General features: G+C 73.7%; 6 protein-coding genes. All 6 read left to right on the top strand.

The annotated features are described in order from the left end of the window. Nucleotides 1-1,261, top strand: a 1,261-nt coding sequence (locus tag JGS39_RS35690; protein WP_219573916.1) for an MFS transporter, incomplete at its 5' end; no start/stop codon positions are given. A 65-nt stretch (nucleotides 1,262-1,326) separates the two neighbouring features. Beyond that, entirely contained in the window at nucleotides 1,327-1,740 is a 414-nt protein-coding gene (locus tag JGS39_RS35685) for a DUF3151 domain-containing protein (protein WP_148019901.1), read from the top strand. A 165-nt stretch (nucleotides 1,741-1,905) separates the two neighbouring features. Then, the gene (locus tag JGS39_RS35680) at nucleotides 1,906-2,754 is read left to right on the top strand and encodes a tryptophan 2,3-dioxygenase family protein (protein ID WP_219573915.1); all 849 of its coding nucleotides are present in this window, start codon (nucleotides 1,906-1,908) and stop codon (nucleotides 2,752-2,754) included. After that, a complete protein-coding gene (gene kynU, locus JGS39_RS35675; RefSeq protein WP_219573914.1) occupies nucleotides 2,747-3,952 on the top strand; it encodes a kynureninase in 1,206 nt (401 codons plus the stop codon). Before JGS39_RS35680 ends, kynU begins: the two co-directional genes overlap by 8 nt. Nucleotides 3,953-4,046: 94 nt before the next feature. Then, nucleotides 4,047-4,697, top strand: coding sequence for an SUKH-4 family immunity protein (locus tag JGS39_RS35670; RefSeq protein WP_219573913.1), 651 nt, complete (start codon nucleotides 4,047-4,049; stop codon nucleotides 4,695-4,697). Between the two features lie 126 nt (nucleotides 4,698-4,823). Continuing rightward, entirely contained in the window at nucleotides 4,824-5,744 is a 921-nt protein-coding gene (locus tag JGS39_RS35665) for an alpha/beta hydrolase family protein (protein WP_219573912.1), read from the top strand. The last annotated feature ends 25 nt before the right edge of the window (nucleotides 5,745-5,769 follow it).

Genomic DNA, 5,769 nt, shown 5'->3' with positions numbered 1-5,769 from the left:
CGGGCGGCGGAGGGTCTTCGTCGTCGGCGTGGTGTGGTTCGCCGCGGCCTCGCTGCTCTGCGGGCTCGCGCCGAGCGCGGAGGTGCTCATCGCCGCCCGCGCCCTCCAGGGTGTTGGCGGCGCCCTCCTCACCCCGGGGTCGCTGGCCCTGATCCAGGCGAGCTTCCACCCGGACGACCGGGCCCGCGCGGTCGGGCTGTGGTCGGGGTTCGGCGGGGTCGGCGCCGCCGTCGGGCCGTTCGTCGGGGGATGGCTCGTCGACGGGCCGGGCTGGCGGTGGGTGTTCCTGCTCAATCTGCCGCTCGCCGCGGTCTGTGCGCCCGTCGCCCTGCGCCACGTACCGGAGTCCCGGGATCCGTACGAGCACGGCCGGTTCGACGTCCTGGGGGCCGCCCTCGCCGCCCTCGCGCTGGCGCTGGTCACGTACGCGCTGATCGAGGCGCCGGGACAAGGGGCCTCACCGGCCGTGATCGGTGCGGCGGTGGGCGGTGTGCTGCTCGGTGCCTTGTTCGTCCAGGTCGAGCGGCGGCGGCAGGACCCCATGCTGCCGCCGTCGGTGTTCGCGTCCCGGCAGTTCACGGCCGTCAACATCGTCACCCTCTGCGTGTACGCGGCCCTCGGCGGCTTCTTCTTCCTCTCCGCCATCCAGCTCCAGGTCGTGGCGGGCTACTCCGCGCTCGGCGCGGGCACCGCCCTGCTGCCGACCACCGTCCTGATGCTGCTGTTCTCGGCCCGGTCCGGCGAACTGAGCCGGCGCATCGGCCCCCGCATTCCCCTCACCGCCGGTCCGCTGATCGCCGCCGTCGGGATGCTGCTGATGCTGCGCGTGGGACCGGGGTCCGCCTCCGTGTCCGGATACCTGGCCGACGTCCTCCCCGCCGTCGCCGTCCTCGGAGTCGGCCTGGTGGCCCTCGTGGCGCCCCTCACCGCGACCGTCCTGGCCTCCGTGGACACCGGCCGGGCCGGCCTCGCCAGCGGCATCAACAACGCCGCCGCCCGCGCCGCCGGGCTGATCGCGGTCGCCGCTCTGCCGCTGCTCGCCGGGATGGGCCCCGAGGCCTACCGCGACGCCGGGGAGTTCGCCGTGACCTTCCGGCGGGCCATGCCGATGTGTGCCGGGCTGCTGGTCCTCGGCGCCCTCATCGCGTGGGCGACCGTGCGGACGCCGCCGGCCGCCGTGCAGGACACCGCGCAGCCGGAGTGCACGGTGCACTGCGGGGTCACGAGCCCCCCGCTGGAACCCGCCCAGGACAGGTCCTAGACGTTTCGCGGCATTGTGCGCACCGGATGCCCCGGGCGGCGCCGGTGACAGGCACACTTGAACACATGTCGATCCACGAGAACCTGCTCGGGGGCCCTGCCCCGACCCACCTGCCCGACGACCCGGAGCCGCGCGAACTGCTCGCCGCCGGCACCGCGCCCGCCGATGTCGCGGCGAAGTACCCGACCTCCTCGCTGGCCTGGGCGCAGCTCGCCGACGAGGCGTTCGAGGGCGGCCGGGTCATCGAGTCGTACGCCTACGCCCGCACCGGCTACCACCGTGGCCTGGACGCCCTGCGCCGCGCCGGCTGGAAGGGCCACGGCCCCGTACCGTTCGAGCACGAGCCGAACCGCGGCTTCCTGCGCGCCCTGCACGGCCTCGCGCGCGCCGCGCAGTCGATCGGCGAGCAGGAGGAGTACGAGCGCTGCTCGACGTTCCTCCGCGACTCCTCGCCGACCGCCGCCGAAACCCTCGGCTAGCCGACGCTCCCACCTGCGGGCCCCGTGGACGATCGTCGTCCGCGGGGCCCGTGCGGCTGTCGCGGCCTGCGGATCTCCGCTTAGGATGCGAGCAGGGGACCGGAGCTCCACCACCTCACGGTGGGGGCGGACCGCTACCCGGAAGCTCGTGTCGAGGAGACAGCAATGTCGACGATTCACCCCGACCCCGAAGCCACCGGTGCGCAGACCCCGCACCTCGACTTCGCGGGAACGACTCCGTACGAGGACTACGTCCAGGCGGATGTCCTGACCCACCTCCAGCACCTCCGCTCGGACGACCCCGGCGAGATGGTCTTCCTGGTCACCACCCAGGTCATGGAACTGTGGTTCACCGTCATCGTCCATGAGTGGGAGACCGCCGCGCACGCCCTGCGCGAGGACCGGCTGGGCGTCGCGCGCGACGCGCTGAAGCGGTCGCTGCGGGAGCTGGAGGCGCTGAACGCCTCCTGGACGCCGCTCGCCCAGCTCACCCCCGCCCAGTTCAACTCCTACCGGTCCGCGCTCGGCGAGGGCTCCGGCTTCCAGTCGGCCATGTACCGGCGGATGGAGTTCCTGCTGGGCGACAAGTCCGCGTCCATGCTCGTGCCGCACCGGGGCGCGCCCCGCGTCCACGCCGAGCTGGAGAAGGCGCTCGCCGAGCCGGGTCTGTACGACGAGACGCTCGCCCTGCTCGCCCGGCGCGGCCACGCGGTGCCCCAGGCCGTGCTCGGCCGCGACCTCACCCAGAAGTACGAGCCGTCGCCCGAGGTCGAGGCCGTCTGGGCGGAGATCTACGCCAACCCCGACCAGAACGACGAACTGGTCCGCCTCGGCGAGGCGCTCACCGACGTGGGCGAGCTCGTGTGGCGCTGGCGCAACGACCACCTCGTCGCCACCCGGCGGGCCATGGGCTCCAAGACCGGGACCGGTGGCTCCGCCGGGGTCGCCTGGCTGGAGAAGCGCGCCACGAAGAACGTGTTCCCCGAGCTCTGGACGGCGCGCAGCCATGTCTGACCTCCAGGAGCGCGCACAGGCGCTCGACATCGAGGACGGCCTGGCACCGCTGCGCAAGCTCTTCACCCTCGACGACACCGTCTACCTGGACGGCAACTCGCTCGGCGCACTGCCCCGCCACGTGCCCGCCCGGCTGCAGGAGGTCCTCACCCGCGAGTGGGGCGAGCTGCGCATCCGGTCCTGGGACGAGAGCGGCTGGTGGACGGCGCCGGAGCGGATCGGTGACCGCATCGCCCCGGTCGTCGGTGCGGCCGCCGGCCAGATCGTCGTCGGCGACTCGACGAGCGTGAACGTCTTCAAGGCCGTGGTCGCCGCGACCCGGCTGGCCCCCGAGGGCCGCGACGAGATCCTGGTCGACGCCTCGACGTTCCCCACCGACGGGTACATCGCCGAGTCGGCGGCCCGGATGACCGGCCACCGGATCGTGCCGGTCGCCCCCGCCGACGTACCGGGCGCGCTCGGCCCGCGCAGCGCCGCCGTGCTGCTCAACCACGTCGACTACCGCTCCGGCCGGCTCCACGACCTGCCCGGCCTCACCGCCGCGGTGCACGCCGCGGGCGCGGTCGCCGTCTGGGACCTGTGCCACAGCGCGGGCGCGCTGCCCGTCGGGCTGGACGCCCACGGGGTGGACCTGGCGGTCGGCTGCACGTACAAGTACCTCAACGGCGGCCCCGGTTCGCCCGCGTACCTGTACGTCGCCGCACGGCACCAGGCAGCCTTCGACTCGCCGCTGCCGGGGTGGACCTCGCATGCCGACCCGTTCGCGATGACGCCCGGGTACGCGCCCGCGGACGGTGCCGTACGGGGCCGGGTCGGAACACCCGACATCCTGTCCATGCTGGCCCTGGAGGCGTCCCTCGACGTCTGGGACGGGGTCGGGATCGACGCGGTACGGGCCAAGTCGCTGGCGCTGACGGACTTCTTCCTGGAGTGCGTCGCCGCGTACGCCCCCGAGGGCCGGGTCACCTCCGTCACCCCGGCCGCCCACGCGGAACGGGGCAGCCAGGTCGCGCTGCGGTGCGAGGACGCCGAACCCGTGATGGCCGCGCTCATCGCGCGCGGAGTCGTCGGGGACCTGCGGCGGCCGGACGTGCTGCGGTTCGGCTTCACCCCGCTGTACGTGGGGTTCGCCGACGCGGAACGTGCGGCGCGGGTGCTCGCGGACGTGTTGACCGGTTCCGCGGCTCCGGCGGCGTAGGCTGCCGGGTCAGTCCGGCGACCGGCTCGCCCCGGTCGCCGGGCGTCCAGCAGAATGGCCACGACGACGGTCGACGGCCAGGGGGCGGCACCGGATGCTTTTCGATATCGACGGTGGCGGCGAGGACGGGTACGACCGCTCCGGCCATGTACGGGCCTCGCGCGAGGTCCTCGACGACGTGGTGCACCGCCCGGAGGATCTTCGTGCGCTGTGCGACATCGGCTTTCCGCAACGCCCCTTCTGGATGGCCCCGGTTCTTGCCGCGGACGGCTGCGCGGTCGCGGCAGGCCGGCCCATCGTGGACCTGGATGACGAGGTAGTGATCATCGAGGAGGAGTTCGGCAACATCCTGCTCTTCGGCGCGGTTCAGGGCTGGTACCTCTTCCTCGGCCTCGACGACGGCACGGTGCACGCCCTCCCCGGCGAGATGGAGCTCTTCGAGGGTGATCTGCGCCCGGTGCACACCGACCTCTCCTCGCTCCGGCACCTGCTGGAACTGCTGCACCGGCGGGTGCTGAAGGTGGACCGCGAGGCGACCGGTGCCGACCGGTCCGCTCCGTACACCGGGCCCGCTCCGTACACCGAGCTCGCCCGCTTCGCCGACGGGATCCAGGACGAGTACGCACGCGTCGACCCGGTGGCCTTCTCCGGGGAGGAGTCCGGGCTGAGCCCCTGGGTCCCCTTCTTCGGTGATCTCAAGGGCGGGCTGTACAGCACGTACTACTACTGGTCCGGCCGGGCCTGACGCGGGGTCAGGGCAGGCCGGGACTGACGCGGGATCACCCGCCACCGGGAAGTGGGGCGCCTCCGTACTGATACCGTCCCCGCAGGTCAAGCCAGTTGGCCATGGCACAGGGACGGTTGGAGCAGCATGTCGGATTCTGCCGCGCGTGATCAGTCCGCGCGTGATCAGGCCGCACGTGATCAGTCCGCACGTGATCAGGACGCGGCCGAGACCGAGTCGGCGTTCTCCCATCCGGTGGTCGCCCCCGATGTTTCCGCCGCCTACGGCAGCCACCCGGACCAGGTGATCGACTTCTACGCCCCGCGCGACGGGCGGGCCGGTGCCCCCGTCGTGGTCGTCCTGCACGGCGGGGCCTGGCGGGCGCCGTACGACCGGCTCCATGTGTCGCCGTTCGCGGACTTCCTGGCCCGGCGCGGTTTCGCCGTCGCCAGCGTCGAGTACCGGCGCGGCAGCGAGCTCCCGCAGCAGCGCGGATCCGGTCCCGTCGCCGGGCGCTGGCCGGAGACCTTCGACGATGTCGCGGCTGCGATGGACGCGCTGCCGGAGCTCCTGGCGCGGCACATGCCCTCGGCGGACGGCCGGCGGATCGTCGTCACCGGGCACTCCGCGGGTGGGCAGCTGGCCCTGTGGGCGGCTGCCCGGCACGTCCTGCCGGAGGGCTCGCCGTGGCGGCTGCCGCGTGCGCCCGCGCTGCGCGGAGTGGTCGCGCTCGCCCCGATCGCGGACTTCGCCTCGGCCGTCGGGCTCGACGTCTGCTCCGGCGCGGTCGGGCAGTTCCTGGGGCGCGCGGAGGACTTCACCGAGCGCGCCGCGCACGCCGACCCGGCCCTGCTGCTGCCCACCGGCATCGCGACGGCGGTGGTGCAGGGCACCACCGACCTGACCGTGCCGCACGCCGTCTCGGAGGCGTTCGTGGACGCGGCGGCGAAGGAGGGCGAGACGGTGGGGCTGACGCTGCTGCCGGACGTCGGGCACTTCCCGCTGATCGACCCGGCGGCCGACGCGTGCGCGGTGGTCGCCGAGGAGATCGCCCAGCTCGCCTGGTAGCGCCCGGTCTGCCGCGGCGCCGCGG

The sequence above is a fragment of the Streptomyces poriferorum genome (assembly GCF_019399235.1).
Taxonomy (GTDB): Bacteria; Actinomycetota; Actinomycetes; order Streptomycetales; family Streptomycetaceae; genus Streptomyces; species Streptomyces poriferorum.
The sequence above is the reverse complement of the archived record's forward strand: the minus strand, read 5'-3'. Positions and strand labels throughout refer to the sequence as shown.

Excerpts from the sequence above, each read along its gene's own strand:
- JGS39_RS35685 (WP_148019901.1), top strand. The coding sequence starts at position 1,327 with ATGTCGATCCACGAGAACCTGCTCGGGGGCCCTGCCCCGACCCACCTG.
- JGS39_RS35680 (WP_219573915.1), top strand. The coding sequence starts at position 1,906 with ATGTCGACGATTCACCCCGACCCCGAAGCCACCGGTGCGCAGACCCCG.
- kynU (WP_219573914.1), top strand. The coding sequence starts at position 2,747 with ATGTCTGACCTCCAGGAGCGCGCACAGGCGCTCGACATCGAGGACGGC.
- JGS39_RS35670 (WP_219573913.1), top strand. The coding sequence starts at position 4,047 with ATGCTTTTCGATATCGACGGTGGCGGCGAGGACGGGTACGACCGCTCC.
- JGS39_RS35665 (WP_219573912.1), top strand. The coding sequence starts at position 4,824 with ATGTCGGATTCTGCCGCGCGTGATCAGTCCGCGCGTGATCAGGCCGCA.